4 protein-coding genes are annotated in these 3,863 nt (G+C 54.5%); 2 read left to right on the forward strand and 2 right to left on the reverse strand.

The window, feature by feature from the left end:
• Together ACOYIE_RS09880 and ACOYIE_RS09885 are read left to right on the forward strand one after the other, a co-directional pair.
• Nucleotides 1-1,165 (forward strand): sodium:solute symporter family protein (locus tag ACOYIE_RS09880; RefSeq protein ID WP_433412770.1); only part of this gene is annotated, 1,165 nt, incomplete at its 5' end.
• 250 nt (nt 1,166-1,415) lie between these two features.
• The gene (locus tag ACOYIE_RS09885) at nt 1,416-1,919 is read left to right on the forward strand and encodes an NAD(+) diphosphatase (protein ID WP_433412772.1); all 504 of its coding nucleotides are present in this window, start codon (nt 1,416-1,418) and stop codon (nt 1,917-1,919) included.
• Nucleotides 1,920-2,010: 91 nt separating this feature from the next.
• On the opposite strand, the gene thiD is transcribed toward ACOYIE_RS09885, so the two are convergent.
• Both thiD and ACOYIE_RS09895 read right to left on the reverse strand, forming a co-directional pair.
• Nucleotides 2,011-2,808, reverse strand: coding sequence for a bifunctional hydroxymethylpyrimidine kinase/phosphomethylpyrimidine kinase (gene thiD / locus ACOYIE_RS09890; RefSeq protein WP_433412774.1), 798 nt, complete (start codon nt 2,806-2,808; stop codon nt 2,011-2,013).
• A 37-nt stretch (nt 2,809-2,845) separates the two neighbouring features.
• Nucleotides 2,846-3,586 (reverse strand): tRNA threonylcarbamoyladenosine dehydratase, encoded by a 741-nt coding sequence (locus tag ACOYIE_RS09895; RefSeq protein ID WP_433412776.1) that lies wholly within the window; start codon nt 3,584-3,586, stop codon nt 2,846-2,848.
• Between the last annotated feature and the right edge of the window lie 277 nt (nt 3,587-3,863).

A 3,863-nucleotide genomic window follows, 5' to 3' on the forward strand; every position in this document is an offset into this window, starting at 1 on the left:
GTATGGCTACATGTCGGTTGCAGATTATGCAGCGGATGTATATGAATCCAACACGGTGGGTCTGCTGGTAACAGGCATCACAATGGTGTTTACGGTTCCGTATGTCGCCATGCAGGCTATCGGATGTAGCTATATTTTCACCACCATCTCCGGCGGCAAGCTGAGCTATACGGTGGGCGCAGTGCTGTTCTTCGTGATTATGATCATCCTGGTTTGGATGGGCGGCATGAAGGGCGTTGCCATTACGGACGCAGCGCAGGGCGTATTTATGTTTATCGGCCTGCTGGGCGGCTCGTTCTGGGTCATTCGTGCAAACTTCCCGTCGGTTTCGGCAGCGTTTGAAGCGGCGTTTGCCAACTGTCCGGAACTGTTTACCATGCCTGGTCCAAATGGCGTTGTCACGCCGCAGGACTGGCTGAGCCGTTGGCTGGTCATCACCTTTGGTATGATGATGTTCCCGCAGGTGTCGCTGCGTTTCTTTGCAGGCAAAAATCTGCGCGTTGTCAAGTGGTCTGCGGTGTTCTCCTCGATCTACCTGACCTTTATCTATGTGCTGACCCCCTGTATGGGCTTTATTGGCCGTCTGCTCATGCCGGATCTTGCGGCGGCAGATACCATCTTCCCGGAAATGCTGCTCAAGTACACGCCCACTGCATTTGCAGCGCTTGTTATTTCGGGCGCACTGGCGGCAGCCATGTCAACGGGCGATTCGCAGCTTCACGCAGCCTCGGCGATGGTGTCGACGGACATTTACAAGAAGTATATCAATAAAGATGCGGACGAGCGGAGCATGTATAACGTGGCGCGCGGCGGCGTACTGGTTGTCGGTCTGATTTCGGTTATCTTTGCGCTGACCAAACCGGGCGCGCTGGCTGACCTGCTCAACCTTGCCAACAGCGGCGTAGGCGTACTGGTGCCCACGATTATCGGCGGCATGTACTGGAAGCGGGCCACCAAGCAGGGCGCAATCGCCGCTACGGTGATTGGCGAAGTGATGATGGTGGTCATGACTTTCGTGCTGAAGGTTTCGCCGCTTGGCTTCTCGGCCGGTCTGTGGTCGATGGTGGCCTCGATTGTGATTTACATTGTGGTATGCCTGGCAACCGCACCGAAGCCGCATGTGGCTGAGGTTGTCGATTCCATCAACGAATTTTTTGATAACTGATATTGCTGAAAATGCCGTTTCTGCCGATAAGCAGAAACGGCATTTTTTTTGCTTGTGTTACATCTTGGGAGAAAAAACGAACAGACGGTCATTTTTTGATATACAAGGAGTAAAGTGCAGAAATTAACGGATGAACGCAGAAATATCGGATAGGAAAAGGCAGTTTTGAGGAACCTTCTCTTGTGCGCGGCGCAGTGGTGCGGTATACTGATAATGACAGATAACAGTGATTGGGAAAGGGAAGACACAGATGAAATATTGTATGGAGTGCGGTACCGAGCTGGAACAGCGTTTTCTGGAAAACGAGGGCATGATTCCCTACTGTCCGAAGTGTGAGGCGTTCCGCTTTCCGGTGTTCAGCACGGCGGTCATCATGATTGTGATGACCGAGGACAGACAGCGTATCTTGCTGATTCAGCAGTATGGCCGAACGGATTACATACTGGTTGCCGGTTATGTGAACAAGGGGGAAAGCGCGGAGCACGCGGTCTGCCGGGAGGTGAAGGAGGAAATTGGGCTGGATGTCACCTCGCTGCGGTTCAATAAAAGCGAATATTTTGCAAAGAGCAACACGCTGATGCTGAACTTTACCTGCACGGTAGCCAATGACAGTTTGGCAGGGATCACGTCTGAGGTGGACGCGGCGCGGTGGTTTTCTGTGGAAGAGGCACGGCGGAATATCCGGCAGGGAAGCCTTGCGCATCAGTTTTTGGAAAATTTTATCGATCATATTCTGTATCAGGAGAACGTGTGATTTTCTGCTGCAGGCAGAGCGCAAGCACTGCTCAAAAAATCCCGCAGTCTATACGACTGCGGGATTTTTATATGTTCGGAAATGAGAAAATTTATGGAATGAACTGGCTGCGCAGGTCGAATAAATGATCCATCGGGCCGCTGCCGGCGCCGAGATCCAGCATGGCGCCGAGCGCGCCGGAGATATATGCTTTTGCGCGTTCAATGGCCTGCTCCAGCGGCAGTCCTTTGGCCAGGTTGGAGGCAATGGCGCTGGAAAGCGTGCAGCCTGTGCCGTGCGAATTGGGATTGTCAATCCGCCGGCCGCAGAACCAGCGCACCATACCGTTATGATACAGCAGGTCGTTTGCGGTATTCACCTGATGGCCCCCTTTGCACAGCACGGCGCAGCCGTACCGCTGGCTGATTGCGCGTGCGGCCGCTTCCATTTCGGCGGTGCTGCGCACCGGAAGGCCGGAAAGGGCAGATGCTTCCGGAATGTTGGGGGTGAGCACCGCAGCAAGCGGAAAAAGCAGTTCTTTGAGCGCGTCCACGGCATCCTCGGCAATCAGACGGGAGCCGCTTGTGGCGATCATAACCGGATCAATGACGATGTTTTCCGCATGGTATTGCCGCAGTTTATCCGCAATGACCTGGATGAGCGCCGCAGATGCGACCATGCCGGTTTTGACGGCGTCCGGTCGGATATCGGTAAAAATGCAGTCCAGCTGGCTGGCGAGGAAAGCGGGCGTCACCTCGAAAATACCGTAAACACCGGTTGTGTTTTGCGCGGTCAGCGCGGTGACGGCACTCATGGCGTAAACGCCGTTTGCCGCCATGGTTTTGATATCTGCCTGAATGCCTGCGCCGCCGCTTGAATCGCTTCCGGCGATGGTTAGCGCTGTTTTCATAAATTTTTCCTTCTTTCTTTTGGGGAAAAGCGTGCGTTTACTGCACAAGGTCCCTGATGACTTCCCCCGCGATAATCAGGCCGGCAACGGCGGGAACAAACGCTGTGCTGCCGGGTATTTGTCTGCGCGGCGCGCCTGTGCGCACGGCGTCCGGTGAGCCGGCCGCATCTTCGGAACAGGCATCTGCCGGAGACAGGGCCTCTTCTGTTGAATAAACCACTTTCAGCCGCTTTACGCCGCGTTTTTTCAGTTCGCGGCGCATGACGCGCGCAAGCGGGCACATGGATGTCTTGTAAATATCCGTCACGGCAAATGCGGTCGGGTCCAGCTTGTTGCCCGTTCCCATGCTGCTGATGATGGGCGTTCCGGCCTGTTGGGCGCGAACCGCCAGCTCCAGCTTAGCCGTAACCGTGTCAATGGCGTCCACAATATAGTCGTATTGGGAAAAATCAAACTGGCCGGCAGTGTCCGGCATATAAAAGGTCTGATAGGTGTGCACAACGGCGTCCGGATTGATATCCAGTACACGCTGCCGCGCGGCATCGACCTTGTATTGCCCGATGGTGCTGTGCAGGGCGATGATTTGCCGGTTGAGGTTTGTCAGGCAGATTCTGTCGTCGTCGATCAGGTCGAGCGTACCGATGCCGCTGCGCGCCAGCGCTTCCACCGTATAGCCGCCTACGCCTCCAATACCGAAGACAGCCACGCGCGCACGGCGGAGCCGCGACAGGCTTTCGGAGCCCAAGAGAAGCTCTGTTCTGGAAAATTGATGTAACATGCCGGAAAATTCTCCCTGAATGATCTGTTTTACAGGCGGAAACAAGCGCAAAGTGCGCTGGTTTCGCGCTCCGGATCAGGTGCAGACCCGATCGGTCTGATTGTAGCACAGAAGAGAATCCTGTGTCAACCGGAGGGGCCAGCGCGCGGACAGACACGGATAGGAAATCGAGAAAATGCGTCCAGCAGAAATGAGGGCAGCGGTAAAAATGAAAGTTTGTGAATGTTGCTTACGGAAAGAAGATGTGTTTGTGCATTTGCACAAATATGATAAAAAA

It is taken from the genome of Agathobaculum sp., from assembly GCF_050946325.1.
Classification (GTDB): domain Bacteria; phylum Bacillota; class Clostridia; order Oscillospirales; family Butyricicoccaceae; genus Agathobaculum.